This window comes from Streptomyces sp. NPDC001068 (assembly GCF_042897315.1).
In the GTDB taxonomy this organism is placed as follows: Bacteria; Actinomycetota; Actinomycetes; order Streptomycetales; family Streptomycetaceae; genus Streptomyces.
Genome location: NZ_JBIAYD010000010.1, coordinates 353978 through 372190 on the forward strand (window position 1 = coordinate 353978; position 18213 = coordinate 372190).

Annotated in this window: 12 protein-coding genes; 8 read left to right on the forward strand and 4 right to left on the reverse strand. The window is 73.2% G+C overall.

The features are described from left to right. Positions 1–61 precede the first annotated feature (61 nt). Positions 62–2548 carry a DNA helicase PcrA gene (pcrA, locus tag ACFY3I_RS28445; RefSeq protein ID WP_365283871.1) on the forward strand — a complete coding sequence of 829 codons (2487 nt, stop codon included), beginning with the start codon at positions 62–64 and terminating at the stop codon, positions 2546–2548. 66 nt (positions 2549–2614) lie between these two features. Here pcrA and ACFY3I_RS28450 read toward each other — a convergent pair whose 3' ends face one another. Further along, on the reverse strand, positions 2615–4186 hold the full coding sequence (locus tag ACFY3I_RS28450; RefSeq protein WP_390863740.1) for a M23 family metallopeptidase: 1572 nt from the start codon (positions 4184–4186) through the stop codon (positions 2615–2617). A gap of 359 nt (positions 4187–4545) precedes the next feature. Continuing rightward, the gene (locus ACFY3I_RS28455; RefSeq protein WP_390863742.1) at positions 4546–5400 is read right to left on the reverse strand and encodes an esterase/lipase family protein; all 855 of its coding nucleotides are present in this window, start codon (positions 5398–5400) and stop codon (positions 4546–4548) included. 316 nt (positions 5401–5716) lie between these two features. Here ACFY3I_RS28455 and ACFY3I_RS28460 point away from each other — a divergent pair, with 316 nt between their 5' ends. Further along, positions 5717–6133, forward strand: coding sequence for a cobalamin B12-binding domain-containing protein (locus ACFY3I_RS28460; RefSeq protein WP_362722276.1), 417 nt, complete (start codon positions 5717–5719; stop codon positions 6131–6133). A 186-nt stretch (positions 6134–6319) separates the two neighbouring features. On the opposite strand, the gene ACFY3I_RS28465 is transcribed toward ACFY3I_RS28460, so the two are convergent. Beyond that, positions 6320–7912: a DUF5691 domain-containing protein gene (locus ACFY3I_RS28465; protein ID WP_390863744.1), complete on the reverse strand. Its 1593-nt coding sequence runs from the start codon at positions 7910–7912 to the stop codon at positions 6320–6322. A gap of 355 nt (positions 7913–8267) precedes the next feature. After that, the gene (locus ACFY3I_RS28470) at positions 8268–9623 is read right to left on the reverse strand and encodes an SWIM zinc finger family protein (RefSeq protein ID WP_390863746.1); all 1356 of its coding nucleotides are present in this window, start codon (positions 9621–9623) and stop codon (positions 8268–8270) included. Positions 9624–9755: 132 nt separating this feature from the next. Here ACFY3I_RS28470 and ACFY3I_RS28475 point away from each other — a divergent pair, with 132 nt between their 5' ends. The 6 genes from ACFY3I_RS28475 to sucC all read left to right on the forward strand — a co-directional run bounded on the left by ACFY3I_RS28475 (position 9756) and on the right by sucC (position 18197). Beyond that, positions 9756–10874, forward strand: a complete 1119-nt coding sequence (locus ACFY3I_RS28475; protein WP_390863748.1) for an AAA family ATPase — start codon at positions 9756–9758, stop codon at positions 10872–10874. Further along, on the forward strand, positions 10871–13288 hold the full coding sequence (locus ACFY3I_RS28480; RefSeq protein ID WP_390863750.1) for a DUF5682 family protein: 2418 nt from the start codon (positions 10871–10873) through the stop codon (positions 13286–13288). The genes ACFY3I_RS28475 and ACFY3I_RS28480 overlap by 4 nt, the downstream gene beginning before the upstream one ends. Next, positions 13285–14469, forward strand: a complete 1185-nt coding sequence (locus ACFY3I_RS28485) for a VWA domain-containing protein (protein ID WP_390863751.1) — start codon at positions 13285–13287, stop codon at positions 14467–14469. The genes ACFY3I_RS28480 and ACFY3I_RS28485 overlap by 4 nt, the downstream gene beginning before the upstream one ends. Before the next feature lie 188 nt (positions 14470–14657). After that, positions 14658–15926 (forward strand): hypothetical protein, encoded by a 1269-nt coding sequence (locus tag ACFY3I_RS28490; RefSeq protein ID WP_390863752.1) that lies wholly within the window; start codon positions 14658–14660, stop codon positions 15924–15926. 184 nt (positions 15927–16110) lie between these two features. Next, a complete protein-coding gene (locus ACFY3I_RS28495) occupies positions 16111–16395 on the forward strand; it encodes a hypothetical protein (RefSeq protein ID WP_390863753.1) in 285 nt (94 codons plus the stop codon). A 623-nt stretch (positions 16396–17018) separates the two neighbouring features. After that, positions 17019–18197: an ADP-forming succinate--CoA ligase subunit beta gene (gene sucC / locus ACFY3I_RS28500; protein WP_351693433.1), complete on the forward strand. Its 1179-nt coding sequence runs from the start codon at positions 17019–17021 to the stop codon at positions 18195–18197. Positions 18198–18213: the final 16 nt, after the last annotated feature.

Genomic DNA, 18213 nt, shown 5'->3' on the forward strand with positions numbered 1-18213 from the left:
CCGGGGTGAGTTTCCGGGGTGGGGGCCGGTTGTCGGTGGGGCGCCCTAGACTCGGAGAGCGATGAGCAGCCTCTTTGACGACAGCTTCCTGGCGAGCCTCCAGCCCCCGCGGGGCCACGAGGAGGAACCCCCGCCGCCGCCCGAGGACGAGCACGTGCCGGAGCCGGTTCCGGACGATCTGTTCGGCGGGCGGTTCGACGTGCCCCCGGACCGCGACGCCTACTACCGCGACGGCGCCGCCCGCCCGGCCCTGGACCCGGCCGCGCTCCTGGAGGGGCTGAACGAGAACCAGCGCGCTGCCGTCGTGCACGCCGGCTCCCCGCTGCTGATCGTGGCCGGCGCCGGTTCCGGCAAGACGCGTGTGCTCACCCATCGCATCGCGCACCTGCTGGGCGCGCGCCAGGTGCACCCGGGCCAGATCCTCGCGATCACCTTCACCAACAAGGCCGCCGGCGAGATGAAGGAGCGCGTCGAACAGCTCGTCGGCCCGCGCGCGAACGCGATGTGGGTGATGACCTTCCACAGCGCCTGCGTACGGATCCTGCGCAGGGAGAGCAAGAAGCTCGGCTTCACGTCCTCCTTCTCCATCTACGACGCCGCCGACTCCAAGCGGCTGATGGCGCTGGTCTGCCGCGACCTGGACCTCGACCCCAAGCGCTTCCCGCCGAAGTCGTTCAGCGCCCAGGTCAGCAACCTCAAGAACGAGCTGGTCGACGAGGAGGACTTCGCCGCCCGGGCGAGCGACGGCTTCGAGAAGACCCTCGCCCAGGCCTACGCCATGTACCAGTCGAGGCTGCGCGAGGCGAACGCCCTCGACTTCGACGACCTGATCATGACGACGGTCAACCTGCTGCGCGCCTTCCCGGACGTCGCCGAGCACTACCGGCGCCGCTTCCGGCACGTCCTGGTCGACGAGTACCAGGACACCAACCACGCCCAGTACGCCCTGGTGCGCGAGCTGGTCGGCACCGGCGCGCACGAGGAGGACGTACCGCCGGGCGAGCAGGACCTCCCGCCCGCCGAACTGTGCGTGGTCGGCGACGCCGACCAGTCGATCTACGCCTTCCGGGGCGCGACGATCCGCAACATCCTCCAGTTCGAGGAGGACTATCCGAACGCGACGACGATCCTCCTGGAGCAGAACTACCGCTCCACGCAGACGATCCTCTCCGCCGCCAACGCGGTCATCGAGCGCAACGAGTCCCGCCGCCCGAAGAACCTGTGGACCAACGCGGGCGCGGGCGCGCGGATCACCGGTTACGTCGCCGACACCGAGCACGACGAGGCGCAGTTCGTCGCCGACGAGATAGACCGTCTGACGGACGCGGGCGAGGCCAAGGCCGGCGATGTCGCCGTCTTCTACCGCACCAACGCGCAGTCCCGTGTCTTCGAGGAGATCTTCATCCGCGTCGGCCTGCCCTACAAGGTCGTCGGCGGTGTCCGCTTCTACGAGCGCAAGGAGGTCCGGGACGTCCTGGCCTACCTGCGGGTGCTGGCCAACCCGGAGGACTCCGTCCCACTGCGCCGGATCCTCAACGTCCCCAAGCGCGGCATCGGCGACCGCGCGGAGGCGATGATCGACGCCCTCGCCCAGCGCGAGAAGATCAGCTTCCCGCAGGCGCTCAGGCGCGTCGACGAGGCGTACGGCATGGCCGCCCGGTCGACCAACGCGGTCAAGCGGTTCAACACGCTGATGGAGGACCTCCGTACGGTCGTGGAGTCCGGTGCCGGACCGGCCACCGTCCTGGAGGCGATCCTGGAGCGCACCGGATACCTCGCCGAGTTGCAGGCCTCCACGGACCCGCAGGACGAGACCCGGATCGAGAACCTCCAGGAACTCGCCTCCGTGGCGCTGGAGTTCGAGCAGGAGTCCGGGACGGACGAGGCGTCGGTCGGGCTGTCTGACTTCCTGGAGCGGGTGGCCCTGGTCGCCGACTCCGACCAGATCCCCGACGAGGACGAGGACGGCTCCGGTGTCATCACCCTGATGACCCTGCACACCGCCAAGGGCCTCGAATTCCCGGTGGTCTTCCTGACCGGCATGGAGGACGGCGTCTTCCCGCACATGCGCGCCCTCGGCCAGACCAAGGAGCTGGAGGAGGAGCGGCGCCTGGCGTACGTCGGCATCACGCGCGCGCGGGAGCGGCTCTACCTCACCCGGTCGGCGATGCGCAGCGCCTGGGGACAGCCCTCGTACAACCCGCCCTCGCGCTTCCTGGAGGAGATCCCGGCCGGGTATCTGGAGTGGAAGCGGACCGGTGCGATGGCGCCGGTGTCCTCCGGGCCCGCTTCGGGCGTGGCGGCTTCGCTCTCCTCGTCCCGCTCGCGTTCCTCGGCGTCCGGAGCCTCCGGCTTCGCCACCCGGCGGACCTCGGAGAAGCCGGTGGTCTCGCTGGCCGTCGGCGACCGGGTCACCCACGACCAGTTCGGCCTCGGCACGGTCGTCGGAGTGAAGGGCACGGGCGGCAACGCGGAGGCGACGATCGACTTCGGCGACACCAAGCCGAAGCGGCTGCTGCTGCGGTACGCGCCGGTGGAGAAGCTGTAGCGGCGGAGCCGCCCCGGAGACGGAAGGCCGGGCCCCGCTGTCGGCAGCGGGGTGCGGCGACCGGGATCAGGTCGGGTCGAGTCCGTGGCTGCGCAGCCACGGAAGCGGGTCTATGGCGGCGCCCCCGGCCGGCCTGACCTCGAAGTGCAGATGCGGGCCGGTCGAGTTCCCGGAGTTCCCGGAGTACGCGATCGGATCCCCGGCCTTCACGGCCGTACCCGAGGCGACACGGTACGACGAGAGGTGGCAGTACCAGGTCTCCGTGCCGTCCTTCGCCGTCAGGATCAGCATGTTGCCGTAGGCGCTGTTCCACTTGGTGGAGACGACGCCGTCGGTCGCGGCCATGACGGTCGTGCCGTAGGAGACGGGGAAGTCGATGCCCGTGTGGACGGACATCCAGTTCACGCCGGCCTGGCCGAAGTAGGCGCTCAGGCCCCGCTGCGTGACCGGAAGGACGTACTTGGGACGCAGCCGCTCCTTGCGGGCCGCCTCCGCGGCCGCCTTCTTCTTCTCGGCCTCCTGCTGGGTCTTGAGGTCGATGCGCTCCTGGGTCCGGCTGGCCCGGTCCGCGAAGTCGTCGGCGCCGGCCGAGAGGGTCCTCAGCTGGGCGTCCAGCTTGCTGTTGGCGGCGGACGGCTTCACCGACTGCGCGTCCGAGGCGGAGGCCGTGGTGTCCTGGCCGTCCCCGCCGGTCAGGGTGTTGACGGAGGCGGCCGCGATGCCGGCGACCCCCATCACGCAGACCGAGGGCACGGCGACGGTCAGCAGGGCGGAGCGCTTGGGGGGCGTACGGCGGCGGGAACGAGACCCCGCGCGAGCGCCGGCGCGTGTCGCGGCGGGGGCGGCCGGAGTGACCTCCTCCTGGTCCTCCAGGAGCGCCGGTACGACGGGCAGCTCGCCGGTCGCGGCCGGCTCCCCGGAGCCGTCGAACTCCGTGGGCTCCACATGCTCCGCGGAGTGCCCGGCGAACTCGCCGAACTCGCCGAACTCGGTGTATTCGGTGAATTCGGTGAACTCCCCGCTCTCACCAGGCTCGTCGTAGGGAACCTGGTCGAACATGCGGGTCGACGAGTGGTCGAGCGACTCGGCCGGTTGCGGCTCGTGCTCGTACGCGTGCTGGTGGTCCGGCTCCCCGGGGTGCGCCGGAGTGCCGTCGGAGTTCCACTGCGTGGCGTCGTACGCGCCGGTGTCGAAGGCCTGGGTGCCCCACTCCCACTGCTGGGTGGCGCCCGTCATGGCCGGCTGGTCGGTCTGGAGCCAGCCGTTCGCGTCCCAATGGCCGCTGCCGTCGCCGGTCGTCCCCTGCGCCGCCTGCGGCGGGACGGTCCACGTGGTGCTGTCGTAGGCGCCCGAGTCGTAGGCCGCGTGGTGCTGGGCCGCGTACGGGTCGTAGTTCGGCGTGTGGTCGCCGGCCGTCTGCCACTGGGTGGCGTCGTACGCGCCGGTCGCCTGGGCCTGGCCCGGGAGGTGCCCGAAGAGCGGGTCGCTGTGGAAAGAGCCGGTAGCGGTGTGGTCGCCGTACGTGGTGAAGTCGCCGTACTGGGCTTCCTGCGTGCCGTACGGCGCGTAGTGCGCCTGGCCGGCGTCGGAAGCCGGGGCCGGGGTGGTCATGGTCCCCGACGGGTGACGGTCGTTCACCAACTTCTCTTTCGCCTCGACAACAGGGGCTGCCAGAGCAGTGCGGCGACTGTACCCGGCGGTATACGGGCGCGACAATCTTCCGCAGGTTTCGTGGTTTCGGGAAACGGGCATTCGCCCGTGTTTCGGGGGACGGCGGGCGCGGGTTTGGCTTTGTGTTCGATGAGCGTTCGAGTTTTGTGGGGTCCAATTCGGTGACGGCGGGCGCTCATTGCGCGCCCGAACGGCCCCCGATGACCGACTCGCCCGTTTCGCCGCGGCCACGTTTCGCCGTAGCCGCGTGATCCCGAAGCCCCGCTGAGACGCCGTTCGGCCGTCGGTCGTCGCCCGGTCGCCCTCAGGCCATCGTCAGGTCATCGTCAGGCCACTGTCAGGCCGCCCGCGACCCGCTCCTCCGGGTACGCCTCGTCCAGGGCCTGCCGTATGCCGGTCGCGACCGCCGGGTGGACCGGCAGGGCGAGGTGGCCGATCCCGGTCACCTGCACGTTCGTCGCCATGAGGTCCGGGTGCTCGATCCGGGCCGCCTCGACCGGGTCCATCATCGAGTCGAGGTCGCTCCAGAAGCCGACGAACCGGGTACGGCAGCCGGGCGCTGGCTGGGACAGCTCCTCCATGACCACTGAGCCGGGGCGCATCTGCCGCACGATCGGGTGCGCGTCCGCGAGCGGCACGACCCGGGTGCCGGAGTGCGGGGTGCCCAGCGTCACCAGGGTGCGGACGCGGTAGTCGCCACCGAGCCGCTGGACGTAGTACCGGGCGATCAGGCCGCCCAGGCTGTGCCCGACTATGTCGACCCGGCGGCTGCCGGTGCGCTGGCAGATCTCCTCGACGTGCCGGCCCAGCAGACCGGCGGCGGTGCGGATGTCGCAGGTGAGCGGCGAGTAGTTGAGTGACTCGACGCGCTGGCCGCCGTGCTGGGCGAGGGCGCGGCGCAGCAGGACGAAGACCGAGCGGTTGTCGATGAATCCGTGCAGCAGGACGACCGGCGGGGCCGTGCGCACCGGCAGCAGGGCCGTGCCGTCACGCGGTGCGGGCGGTGCGGGGGAGCGGCGTTCCGGGGTGAGGCCGGTCGGGTAGAGCAGCAGATGCCCGGCCAGGATCGCTGCTTCCAGTGCGGTCGACCGGAGGAGGGCCATCGACAGGCCGGCGAGCCTGTCGGGCAGAAAACGACGGCAGAGCGGGAGAAAGGGTTCGAGTATCCCGGTGACCTTCATCGGCCGACCTCCTGTCGGCGCGCGGAGGACCGCTCTGTCCCCCGTGTGCCCTTATGGGATGCCGGACGGAGGCCGCGAGGGTACGATGACGGGCCGCATGGCGTACCCCTGTTGTCCCCGCGGACCACGCTGCGGCTCCCTGACGTGTCCCACTGTGTGTGATTTCCCCCTCGGTAACCTCCGCGAAACTGCCGGTTGCGGGATGCTGGAGATAACGTTCGTTCACTTGAGACGGGTGGCGGAACGCGCCGAATGTGCGGTACTTGTCGGTACGCACGCATGCTGGCGTGTTCGCTTCATGGTCATGGAGGCAGTGATGGGTGTGGCAGCCGGTCCGATTCGCGTGGTGGTGGCCAAACCGGGGCTCGACGGTCACGACCGCGGGGCCAAGGTCATCGCGCGCGCGTTGCGCGACGCGGGCATGGAGGTCATCTACACCGGACTCCACCAGACGCCGGAGCAGATCGTCGACACCGCCATCCAGGAGGACGCCGACGCGATCGGCCTCTCCATTCTCTCCGGCGCCCACAACACCCTGTTCGCCGCGGTCATCGACCTTCTCAGGCAGCGCGACGCCGAGGACATCCTCGTCTTCGGCGGCGGCATCATCCCCGAGGACGACATCGCCCCCCTCAAGGACAAGGGAGTCGCCGCGATCTTCACGCCGGGGGCGACGACGACGTCGATCGTGGAGTGGGTACGGGAGAACGTCCGCCAGCCTTCGCAGGCGTGACCGGCGTTCGCGCCACGGCACACCGGCGAGGGCGGGCCGACGGGGACGCACCGAAGGGCGGAACGGAGGGCCGAGGCGACCGGGTCGCTCCGGACGCCCGAGGGCCCGCGACCGCTCCCGCCGACGCGGGTTCCCCGGCGCGACCCCCTGGGCCCGTCCCCCCGGGGGCGACCCGGCACCGAGGGCTCAGCCGTCGGCCGGGCCCAGTTCCGCCAGCATCACCGCCCGTAGCCGCAGAGTCGTCGCGAGACGCTGGAACGCCTCCGCCCAGTACCCGCCGGCACCCGGTGACGCGTCCTCCCGCTCGTCCGGCACCGCCAGCAGCGCGTCCAGCCGGCCCGCTTCCGCGGGATCCAGGCAACGCTCCGCCAGGCCCATCACCCCGCTGAAGCTCCACGGATAACTCCCGGCGTCCCGCGCGATGTTCAGGGCGTCCACCACGGCCCGGCCGAGCCCCGCCGACCACGGTACGTCGCAGACACCGAGCAACTGGAACGCCTCCGACAGGCCGTGCGCCGCGATGAACCCGGCCACCCACCCGGCCTGCTCCGTACCGTCCAACGTGCCCAGCAGCTTGGCCCGCTCGGCCAGGGACACCGCGCCCGGGCCGCCCGCCTCCGGTGCCGCCGGGACGCCCAGCAGCGCTCTCGCCCACGCCGCGTCCCCCTGCCGAACGGCGGCCCGGCACCAGGCCGCGTGCAGCTCGCCCTGCCAGTCGTCCGCGACCGGCAGCGCCACGATCTCCCCGGGCGGGCGGCCGCCGAGCCGCGCCGACCAGGTGGAGAGCGGAGCCGCCTCCACCAACTGGCCCAGCCACCAGGACCGTTCACCGCGTCCGGTCGGCGGCTTGGCCACCACGCCGTCCCGCTCCATGCCCGGGTCGCACTCGGGCGGCGCCTCCACCACGATCACCGGGCCCTCGCCCGTACGGTCGATGCCGACACAGGCGCCGGCCCGCACCGCCATCCGTCCCGCCAGCGCCGACCCGGGCAGCGTCGACAACAGCTCCGCCGCCGTCGTTCGCACGTTACGGCTGCGGTCCGACAGGGCCAGTTCCAGGAACGGCTCGTCCCCGGCGGACAGGCCGGTACGCAGCGAGTCGAGGAACATCAGCCGGTCCTCCGCCCGCTCGGTGGCCCAGGTGCCGGCCAGCAGCTCGCGCGCCGCCTCGGGCGAGCGGGCCCGCAGCGCCCCGAGCAGCGCGACCCGCTCGGCGAACAGTCCCTCCTGCCACAGCTGCCGTACCGCGTCGGTGTCCTCGGGGTCGGGCAGGCTCGCGCCGCCGCCCGGCGCCGCACGCAGCGCGAACCGCCAGTCCTGGTTGAACCGGGCCAGCCACAGTGCGCGTGGGCCCGCGAAGACCAGCGCCGCGGGCCGCAGGTCGGTACGGCCACGGGCCGCGTCCAGCAGCGCGGGCAGCGTCTGCGGAGGTGCGGCGAACCCGCGCGCGTTGGCCGCCGCCAGCCACTGGGGCAGCAGTTCCATGAGGTCGGGCGAGGTGCCGCGGCGACCGCCGCCTCCGGTGCCCGGGCGGTCGGAAAGCAGCATGGCCAGTCTGCGGGCCGCCGCGGCCGGCAGCGCGGGGCGCGGGTCCTCGGGAGCCGGTTCGGGGCGGTTAGCGGCGCGCGCGGGACGCAGTCCGGCCCGTCGGCGCACGGTGGCCACGGCCGCGTCGTCCAGCAGGGCCACCGGAGCCTCCCGTCCGGCCCCGCCGGTCGCGGGCGGACGCCGGTCCGTGCCCAGCAGGGCGGTGGTGACGAGATCTTCCCAAGCCGTCACGGGGTTTCCTCTCTGCGAGTCGGCGGGGTACTGCGAATCGGACCGACGCCCCCAGGCGTTCGGGTCGCTTCGGGCGGGCCGAGGGCACGGTGCGGCCTGCCGGTGCGGGGCGGGCCGACCGGGTGTGGTGGCCCGACCGGGTGTGGTGGTCGGACGGCGTGTGGTGGTCGGACGGTTTCTGGTGTTCGGTCGATGTGAGGTGCCCGGACGGAGTCGTGTCGTGCTCGGTCGGTGTGAGGCGCGCGGACGGAGTCTGGCGCCCGGTCGGTCTGAGGCGCGCGGTCGGCGTCTGGTGCCTGATCGGTCTGAGGCGCCCGGCGGATGTGAGGCGCACGGTCGGCGTCCGGCGTCCGGGTCAGCACAGTGGTACCGCCTCGCCCGTGTGTTCCGGCCAGGCCGTCAGCGGTGTGAAGCCGCGGTGGCCGCACTCGCCGAAGACCGTGACCGGGGCGCCGCCGGAGAGTGCGACCAGCCGCCACAGACCGGGCCGGGAGCGGGCGGCGGACGAGAGCGGGAGCGCCCGCTCGCCCTCCGCGTCGGCGAGCTGCCAGGAGTCGCCGTCCTTGACGGGCACCACCCGGCCCAGCGTCACCGGCACCGACTCCAGCCACGGGTCCGCCCGCAGCGCCTCCCCGTACCGGGCGACCGCCTGACCGGTCGTCATGCCCGGCGGCCGTACCGGAAGGGGCACGGGCGCGCCGAACCGCTCGCCCAGGGCCGCCCGGTGTCCGCCCGTGCCGGGAAAGGCGGACAGCTCCGCCTCCAGGGCGAGACCGACGGGCAGCGCCAGCTCCGGGGCACGGCCGGCCGCACCGTAGGAGAGGAGCAGTGCCGTACGGCCCGAGTCGGCGCCGTGCAGCCAGATCCGGCGGGTCGTCAGCTTCGCGTCCGCCGAGTCGTACTGGGCGAGGATCAGCCACCGGTCGCGCACCGGCGGGCCGTCCGCCGCCGCGGGCAGGCCGACGCGGGAGCGGACCGTCGCGGCGAGGTCCTCCGGGAGCCGGTCGCGGCGCAGCCAGCCCTGGTCGAGGAGGTGCAGCAGCGCGCACTCCTCCAGCAGCCGCACCGGCCAGCCGGGCCCGGAGCCCGGTATCGCACCCAACTCCCGTACCCGGGCCGCCAGACCGGGTGCCTGGGCGTCGACCATGCGGGCCGCGGTCTCCTCCCACAGGCCGTACCCCGCCTGCTCGGCCGCGGCCAGGCCCCCGCGCAGCAGGTCGGTCAGGCGCTGCTCCAGCTCCGTGGCGCCGGCGGTGACCCGCTCGGCCCGCTTCTCGGCCCGCCGCCGGGCCGCCTCCGGATCAGCGGCGGCCGGGGAACTCCCCTCGCCCGCCGACCGTTTGTCCTCCGCGCGCCTGCGCCGGCCCGCGAGCCACTGCTCAGCCCAGTCCGGCGGCTCCGCCACCGCCGGCACCGTGTCGTCCCCGCCCGCCCACAGCAGGAGCAGCCCGAGGGCGTGCTTGCAGGGGAACTTCCGGCTGGGACAACTGCACTTGTACGCGAGCCCGGCCGGGTCCGCGATGTCCACGATCGTCTGGTACGGCTTGCTGCCGCTGCCCTTGCACAGTCCCCATACGCTCCCCTCCTCGCAACTCCCCGCCCCGGACCACGGCCCCGCCGCTCCGAGCTTGCTTCCCGCCTTGCGTGACGCGGCGTCAGGAGCCAGTGCCAGCACCTGGTCCGCGCTCCAGCGCACCCCCTGCTGAGTCATGTCGTCGAAGGTAGATCCCCCCACTGACAATCGCCCCGGCGGAGGCGTTTGTGCAGGTCAGAGCGATTGTCAGTGGCGTGGTGCACGGTGGACACCAGATCCGAACCGGCCGAGCTGGAGGGGGCCTCAGCCATGACTGTGTCCGTGGAACCGACCGACCCGAAGACCACCGAGAACGCGCTGCGACCACACGCCGAGCACGCTTTCGCCGACGAACTCGCCGCGCTCGCGGCGCAGGACGACCGGCCCCGTCCGGCCCGCTGGAGGATGTCGCCCTGGGCGGTGGCCACGTATCTCCTCGGCGGCATGCTGCCGGACGGCACGGTGATCACGCCGAAGTACGTCGGCCCGCGCCGCATCGTCGAGGTCGCCGTCACCACCCTCGCCACCGATCGCGCGCTGCTCCTGCTCGGCGTGCCCGGCACCGCGAAGACCTGGGTCTCCGAGCACCTGGCCGCCGCCGTCAGCGGTGACTCGACGCTGCTGGTGCAGGGCACCGCCGGCACCCCGGAGGAGGCGATCCGCTACGGCTGGAACTACGCCCAGCTGCTGGCCAACGGCCCGAGCCGGCAGGCGCTCGTGCCGAGTCCGGTCATGCGGGCCATGGCGGAGGGCATGACGGCCAGGGTCGAGGAGCTGACCCGGATCCCGGCCGACGTGCAGGACACCCTGATCACGATCCTGTCGGAGAAGACCCTGCCGATCCCCGAGCTGGGCCAGGAGGTCCAGGCGGTCCGCGGCTTCAACCTGATCGCCACCGCCAACGACCGCGACCGGGGCGTCAACGACCTCTCCAGCGCCCTGCGCCGCCGCTTCAACACCGTCGTCCTGCCGCTGCCGGAGAGCCCCGACGCCGAGGTCGACATCGTCGCGCGCCGTGTCGACCAGATCGGCCGGTCCCTCGACCTGCCCGCGGTGCCCGACGGCATCGAGGAGATCCGGCGGGTCGTCACCGTCTTCCGGGAGCTGCGCGACGGCCTCACCGCCGACGGGCGGACCAAGCTGAAGTCACCGAGCGGCACGCTCTCCACGGCCGAGGCGATCTCCGTGGTCACCAGCGGACTCGCCCTGTCCGCGCACTTCGGCGACGGAGTGCTGAGGGCCGGTGACGTCGCGGCCGGCATCCTCGGCGCGGTGGTCCGCGACCCGGCCGCCGACCGGGTCATCTGGCAGGAGTACCTGGAGACGGTCGTCCGCGAGCGCGACGGCTGGAAGGACTTCTACCGCGCCTGCCGGGAGGTGAGCGCGTGAACGAGACCGAGGGGCGGCGGAGCGGGCCGCTGTTGCTGGGGGTGCGGCACCACGGCCCCGGCTCCGCGCGGGCGGTGCGGGCCGCCCTGCGGGCCGTCCGGCCGAAGGCCGTGCTGATCGAGGGGCCGCCCGAGGCCGACGCACTGATCCCGCTGGCCGCCGACCCGCGGATGCGGCCACCGGTCGCCCTCCTGGCCCACGCCGTGGACGAACCCGGCCGCTCCGCCTTCTGGCCGCTCGCCGACTTCAGCCCCGAATGGGTGGCCGTCCGCTGGGCGTTGGACCACGGGGTCCCGGCCCGCTTCATCGACCTGCCGGCCACGCACACCCTGGCGTGGGAGACGGCGGACGAGGAGACGGTGACACCCGTCGACGCCGACGGATCCGGGGACGGGAGCGGTGTCCCGGACACCGACCGGAGGATGCGCCTGGACCCGCTCGCGGCCCTCGCCGAGGCCGCCGGTCACGACGACCCCGAGCGCTGGTGGGAGGACGTCGTCGAACACCGTGGCGGAAGCGGGGAACAAGGGCGGGACGCGCTCGCCGCGTTCACCGCCGTGGCGGAGGCGATGACGGCGGTGCGGGAGACGTACGGGGGCGGCGGGCGGGACCGGGACCTGGTGCGCGAGGCCCATATGCGGCTCCAGTTGCGGGCGGCGCAGAAGGAGTTCGGCGCGGACGTCGCGGTGGTGTGCGGGGCGTGGCACGTGCCGGCACTGCGCGCGCGGAGCACCGTCGCCGCCGACCGGGAGCTGCTGAAGGGTCTGCCCAAGGTCAGGACGGACATGACCTGGGTGCCGTGGACCAACCGCCGGCTGGCACGGTCGAGCGGATACGGCGCGGGCATCGACTCACCGGGCTGGTACGGGCATCTTTTCCAGGCCCCGGACCGTCCGGTGGAGCGCTGGCTCACCAAGGTCGCAGGCCTGCTGCGGGAGGAGGACCGGATCGTCTCCTCCGCCCACGTCATCGAGGCGGTACGGCTGGCCGACACGCTCGCCGTGATGCGCGGCCGGCCGCTGCCCGGCCTCGGCGAGACCACCGACGCGGTGCGGGCGGTGCTCTGCGAGGGCTCGGACGTCCCGCTGGCTCTGGTGCACGACCGGCTCGTGGTCGGGGACGTGCTCGGGGAGGTGCCGGAGGCGGCGCCCGCGGTGCCGTTGCAGCGCGACCTGGCCCGGGAACAGCGCCGGCTCAGGCTCAAGCCGGAGGCTCTGGAGCGGGAGGTGGAGCTCGACCTGCGCAAGGAGGCCGACGCCGGGCGAAGCCGGTTGCTGCACCGGCTGCGGCTGCTCGGCATCGGGTGGGGTGAGCAGACCCGGTCGCGGGGGAGCACGGGCACGTTCCGGGAGACCTGGCGGCTGAGCTGGGAGCCCGAGCTGTCGGTACGGGTCGCCGAGGCCGGAGTGTGGGGGACGACCGTCGAGAGCGCGGCGACGGCCAGGGCCGAGGCAGACGCGGAGCAGGCGACCGCGCTCGCCGACGTGACCGCGCTCGCCGAACAGTGTCTGCTCGCCGGAGTGCCGGACGCGCTGCCGGTGGTGATGCGGGCGCTCGCCGACCGGGCCGCCCTGGACACGGACGTCGGTCAGCTCGCCCAGGCACTGCCGGCCCTGGTCCGTTCCCTGCGCTACGGGGACGTGCGGGGCACCGACACCCGGGCCCTCGCCGAGGTGGCCGCGGGCCTCGCCGAGCGGATCTTCGTCGGACTCCCGCCGGCCTGCGCGGCCCTCGACCCGGACGCGGCGCAGGAGATGCGGGGGCATGTGGACGCGGTGCACACGGCGGTGGGACTGCTCGGGGAGCCCGGGACGGGTGCCGACGCCGAGGCCGACGAGCCCCTCGCCCCAGGCGGTGGCGGCGGGCTGCGGGGCCGCTGGCGGGCGGTGCTGCGCACGCTGTCCGGGCGGGACACCGTGCCCGGGGTGCTGCGGGGGCGGGCCGTGCGGATCCTGCTGGACGAGGGGGAGCTGGCGGCGGCGGAGGCGGCCCGGCTGATGGGGCTGGTGCTCTCGCCGGGGACACCGCCCGCGGCGGCCGCCGCCTGGGTCGAGGGGTTCGTCGGGGGCGGCGGGGGCGGAATGCTGCTGGTCCACGACGAGCGGCTGCTCGGCCTGGTCGACACGTGGCTGACCGGGGTACCGGCGGAGGCGTTCACGGACGTACTGCCGCTGCTGCGGCGGACGTTCTCGGCGTACGAACCGGGTGTGCGCAGGACGATCGGCGAGCTGGTGCGCCGGGGCCCGGGGGAGCGGACGGACGCGCCCGGGCAGGCCGGCCCGACACCGGGCTTCGGTGCCGACGCCGACGAGGAGCGCGCCGTCGCCGTACTGCCGGTGCTGCGGCTGCTGCTCGGCCTCGACGGTACGGACGAGAAGGCACCGGACAACGACTTGGCGGGGGTGGGGAGATGACGGCGGACCCGGCGGCCGGCGGAACCGGCCTCGACGACACGGCACGGGAACGGCTGCGGCGCTGGCGGCTGGTGCTCGGCGGTGAGGCCGCCGACGGGACCGGGTGCACGCTGTCCGGGCGGGACGCGGCGATGGACGGGACGCTGGCCGCGCTCTACGGGAAGGGCGACGGGCCGCAGCCGGGGCGGGAGCGTTCGGCCGGACTGGGGGCGTCGGCACCGTCGGTGGCGCGCTGGCTCGGCGACATCCGGACGTACTTCCCGTCCTCCGTCGTCCAGGTCATGCAGCGCGACGCCATCGACCGGCTGGGGCTGGCCGCGCTGCTGCTGGAGCCCGAGATGCTCGAAGCGGTGGAGGCCGACGTGCACCTGGTCGGCACCCTGCTTTCGTTGAACAAGGCGATGCCGGAGACGACGAAGGAGACGGCACGGGCGGTCGTGCGCAAGGTCGTCGAGGACCTGGAGAAGCGGCTCGCCACCCGTACCCGGGCCACCCTCACCGGTGCCCTGGACCGCAGCGCCCGGATCAGCCGCCCGCGCCATCACGACATCGACTGGAACCGCACGATCGCGGCCAATCTCAAGCACTACCTGCCCGAGTACCGGACGGTCGTGCCGGAGCGGCTCATCGGGTACGGGCGGGCGTCGCAGTCGGTGAAGAAGGAAGTGGTGCTCTGCATCGACCAGTCCGGGTCGATGGCGGCCTCGGTGGTGTACGCCTCGGTGTTCGGCGCGGTGCTGGCGTCCATGCGGTCCATAGACACCCGGCTCGTGGTCTTCGACACGGCGGTGGTCGACCTCACCGACCAGCTCGACGACCCGGTGGACGTCCTGTTCGGCACCCAGCTGGGCGGCGGTACGGACATCAACCGGGCGCTCGCGTACTGCCAGTCGCAGATCACCCGCCCGGCCGAGACCGTGGTGGTGCTCATCAGCGACCTCTACGAGGGCGGGATACGCGACGAGATGCTGAAGCGGGTCGCGGCGATGAAGGCCTCGGGGGTGCAGTTCGTGGCGCTGCTCGCGCTGTCGGACGAGGGGGCGCCGGCCTACGACCGGGAGCACGCGGCCGCGCTCGCCGCGCTGGGGGCACCGGCGTTCGCCTGCACGCCCGATCTCTTCCCCGAGGTGATGGCCGCGGCGATCGAGAAGCGGCCGATTCCCGTATTGGACACAGTGTGAAGGAGATCGCATCAAGTCAAAGAGGTCCTGTGAACCGGACATGGTGATCTGTAGGTGAGGGGGGCTTGCGCAACGGCGGGCCGGGCGTGCGAGGATCGACGCCCGCGTGGCGGTCCGTGTTCGCCGGCCCCTCGTGCCGCACCCCGCTTCGCGTCCGCGTTCCGCCGTACCGGAGGATCCTCCCCGCCTTGACCTCGCCAGCCGTTCTGCCCGGTACCGCCGCGCGTGTGTCGCGCGGGGCGGCGGGGCGGCGCGCGCTGCAACTGGTGCTGCTGGCCGGTGGACTGCTCGCGCTCGGCCTCCTGTGCGGAGGGCGGGCGCAGGCGGCGGAGGCGTCGCCCCCGGTGCCGTCGACGCCCACGGTGGCGTCGCTGATGAGCCGGTTGGGCGTGGACGGCCTTCTGCGGACGGGCGGGACGGCGCGCGGCGCGACGCCGACACCGGTCGGGGCGAAGCGGCCCGGGGAGACACCTCGCACGATCACGTCCAACCGGGGACTGCCCAGCCCGGTTAAGCCCGGCACGGTCACACCCCACCGCTCGGTTACGCCGGGCACGGTCACGTCCCACCGGGCACTGCCCAGCCCTGCCACGCCCGGCACGATCACCTCCCGCCGTTCGGCACCTCACCGGGCGACGGCCCACAGCCTCGTCCCGCAGCGGGACGCCGGATCCTCCTCGGCTCCCGGGCGGTTCTCGGTGTCCCCGGCACCCGGGACTCCCACGGCTCCCGCACCCCCTGCCCCGCCCGCCGCACCGGAGGCCCCGGTCGTGCCGGTCCTGCCGGTCGTCGGGGAAACGATTCGCTCGGTGACCGGTTCGGTGACCGGTTCGGTGACCGGCACCGTGACCGCGACCGTGAGCGCGGTCGTGACCGAGGGGCTCGGCGGCGTGCTGCAGCAGGTGTCGGCGCTGCCGACCGAGCTGACCACGCTGCCCGGACAACTGCCCGGACAGCTCCCCGCGCTTCCGGAACCGCCGGGTTCCTCCAGCACCCCGCCCGTGTCGGAGCCGCCCGCCGGCTCCGTCCCGGCGCCGACCGCCTCCGCGCCCGGCACCACCGCGACGCGGCCCGCGGTGGCGGAGGGCGGCCCGGGGCACGGTGCCGGCCCGGGCAGGCAGGCGGCGACCGTCGTGTCCCACCGGCCGTACGGCCTCGGCACCGGCTTCGGCCTCGGCTCCGCCCTCGCCCCCGTTTCCGGGGCGGCGGCCGGGCACACCGGCGCCCACCGTGCCGCCCACGCCCCCGACGGCCCGGGCCGTCCCGCGCCGGCCGGCGACCCGGACGGCGCGCTCGGCAAGGCGGCGGTCGACGGCGGTTCCTCCCGGCACGCCGACGCCTGTGCCGTGACCTTCGCGGAGCGGGCACCGCTGCGGCTCGTGCCCGGTGCCGCCGCGCACACCGCCGCGACCGGGACGCAGGACAGGTACCGGGACATCCCCGTCTTCCCCGGCTAGGACGCCCCGCTGCCCGCCGCCGATCGCTCGCGCGGGGAGCGGAACAGGCCTGCCCCTCCGGACGCCCTGCCCTCCGGACGGCGATGTCCCCAGCCAAGCCGCGCTTCCGGCACACCGGAGGCACTCCCGGCTCCTCCCCGGGTGCGTGACACCCGCGCCGGAGCCCCGAAGGACTGACGTACGCATGAACAAGAACATCAGCGCTTCCCCCGCCGCAGTAGCCGTGGCCGCCGACGAGGCCGTCCGCCGGCCGGACGCCGTCGCCGGGACGCGTGCCGCGCAGGCCATCCAGGGGGCCCGGGCCGCGCGGGCCGCCCGGGCCACCGCCAAGGCGCAGGCCACCGCCCGGACCCACGCCCAGGCCCTGCAGAGGCGGGCGGCCGTCATGATCGGCTCCGAGGTGGCCGGGGACGCGCCCACCCGGCTCTTCACCGGCGCCGCCCGGCGGACCGGGTCCCACTCCCACTGACTCCGCGGGGTGACCCGGGGCGGGCGGCCGAATTCCGTCGGTCCGCTCCCGCCGGGCCCCCGCGGTCCGGACCGGCCGAGCCCCGTGGGGCGGGGAACGGCGGTCCGCCCCGGAGGCGCACAGCCTCCGGGCGGAGGCCTCACCGGGCCAACCCCAGCCCGGTGAGGCCTCGCACAGGCCTCGCACAGACCCCCAGGGGCCTCGCAAGGTCTCGCACAGGCCCCGCAAGGGCCTCGCACGGGTCCCGCACGGGTCCCGGCACCTGCCTCGCGCAGACCCCGCAAGGGCTTCGCAAGGGCCTCGCACAAGCCCCGCAAGGCCTCGCGCGGGTCCCGCAAGGGCCCCCGCACCGGCCTCCCGCACACCTCGCGCATCGTTCCCGGGACGGCACGCCGTGCCACCGAAACCCCGGATACCCGGCATCATGTGACAGGTATCACCGCTCAGGTGTGACCCCTGATTTAGAGACCCTCCGCGAGCGGCGATAATCTGCGAGACGGACATGCCGCGCGCTCGGACACCGTGTGCGCCCCCCTTGTGACACATTGCGGACGTCACGTTGCCCTTCGCGGCACGCCCACGCATCCAACGAACCGCGAGATCACTGATAGGGACGGAAGCGCGTGGACCTGTTCGAGTACCAGGCGAGGGACCTCTTCGCCAAGCACGATGTACCGGTGCTGGCCGGTGAAGTCATCGACACGCCTGAGGCGGCGCGCGAGATCACCGAGCGTCTGGGCGGCAAGTCCGTCGTCAAGGCGCAGGTGAAGGTCGGTGGTCGTGGCAAGGCCGGTGGCGTCAAGCTGGCCGCCTCCGCGGACGAGGCCGTCGCCCGTGCGACGGACATTCTCGGTATGGACATCAAGGGCCACACGGTCCACAAGGTGATGATCGCCGAGACCGCCCCGGAGATCGTCGAGGAGTACTACGTCTCCTTCCTCCTCGACCGTGCGAACCGCACCTTCCTCTCCATCGCCTCCGTCGAGGGCGGCATGGAGATCGAGGAGGTGGCGGCCACCCGTCCGGAGGCCGTGGCCCAGACCCCGATCAACGCGATCGACGGTGTGGACCTGGCCAAGGCCAAGGAGATCGTCGCCGCGGCGAAGTTCCCGGCCGACGTCGCCGACCAGGTCGCCGACATCCTGGTCAAGCTGTGGGACACCTTCATCAAGTCGGACGCCCTGCTCGTCGAGGTCAACCCGCTCGCGAAGGTCGTCTCCGGCGAGGTCCTGGCCCTGGACGGCAAGGTGTCGCTCGACGACAACGCCGAGTTCCGGCACGACTGGGACGAGCTGCACGACAAGGCCGCGGCCAACCCGCTGGAGGCCGCCGCCAAGGAGAAGAACCTCAACTACGTCAAGCTCGACGGCGAGGTCGGCATCATCGGCAACGGCGCGGGTCTCGTCATGAGCACCCTCGACGTCGTCGCGTACGCCGGTGAGAAGCACGGTGGCGTCAAGCCCGCCAACTTCCTCGACATCGGCGGCGGCGCCTCCGCCCAGGTGATGGCGAACGGCCTGGAGATCATCCTCGGCGACCCGGACGTCCGCTCCGTGTTCGTGAACGTCTTCGGTGGCATCACCGCCTGCGACGAGGTCGCCAACGGCATCGTGCAGGCCCTGAAGCTCCTGGAGGACCGCGGCGAGAACGTCTCCAAGCCGCTGGTCGTCCGTCTCGACGGCAACAACGCCGAACTGGGTCGCAAGATCCTCACCGACGCCAACCACCCGCTGGTGCAGCGCGTCGACACCATGGACGGCGCGGCCGACAAGGCCGCCGAGCTGGCCCACGCCGCCAAGTAAGCACTCAGGACGAGGA

What these genes read in the sequence shown, in the direction of transcription:
- pcrA (WP_365283871.1), top strand. Translation starts at nt 62, where the DNA reads ATGAGCAGCCTCTTTGACGACAGCTTCCTGGCGAGCCTCCAGCCCCCG.
- ACFY3I_RS28455 (WP_390863742.1), bottom strand. Translation starts at nt 5,400, where the DNA reads ATGAAGGTCACCGGGATACTCGAACCCTTTCTCCCGCTCTGCCGTCGT.
- ACFY3I_RS28470 (WP_390863746.1), bottom strand. Translation starts at nt 9,623, where the DNA reads ATGACTCAGCAGGGGGTGCGCTGGAGCGCGGACCAGGTGCTGGCACTG.
- ACFY3I_RS28485 (WP_390863751.1), top strand. Translation starts at nt 13,285, where the DNA reads ATGACGGCGGACCCGGCGGCCGGCGGAACCGGCCTCGACGACACGGCA.
- ACFY3I_RS28495 (WP_390863753.1), top strand. Translation starts at nt 16,111, where the DNA reads ATGAACAAGAACATCAGCGCTTCCCCCGCCGCAGTAGCCGTGGCCGCC.
- ACFY3I_RS28475 (WP_390863748.1), top strand. Translation starts at nt 9,756, where the DNA reads ATGACTGTGTCCGTGGAACCGACCGACCCGAAGACCACCGAGAACGCG.
- ACFY3I_RS28460 (WP_362722276.1), top strand. Translation starts at nt 5,717, where the DNA reads ATGGGTGTGGCAGCCGGTCCGATTCGCGTGGTGGTGGCCAAACCGGGG.